A 254-nucleotide genomic window follows, 5' to 3' on the forward strand; every position below is an offset into this window, starting at 1 on the left:
ATAAAAAAGCGTTTTGAAAACATGTCCCTGACCCATGCAAATGGATCAATAAATAAAAAGTCCCTCCGAAGGGATGTTTTTTTCAATTTAAGAAAAAAATTTTAGAAATAAAGGAGGAATTATATGGATAATCGTCTAATTATTAACACTGTAATACATTTCATTTGAAAAGGGAGTGTTCGAAATGAAATTCAAAAAAGTGTTTACCGGTTCTGCGCTGTCTCTTGCCTTACTGATGTCTGCCGCTCCTGCCT

General features: G+C 34.3%; 1 pseudogene. It reads left to right on the forward strand.

From position 1 onward, the window contains the following. Positions 1-184: 184 nt before the first annotated feature. A pseudogene (locus SB660_RS22135) lies at positions 185-254 on the forward strand (antimicrobial peptide LCI); the annotation flags it as partial.

The organism is Bacillus sp. SIMBA_005, from assembly GCF_046535585.1.
In the GTDB taxonomy this organism is placed as follows: Bacteria; Bacillota; Bacilli; order Bacillales; family Bacillaceae; genus Bacillus; species Bacillus pumilus.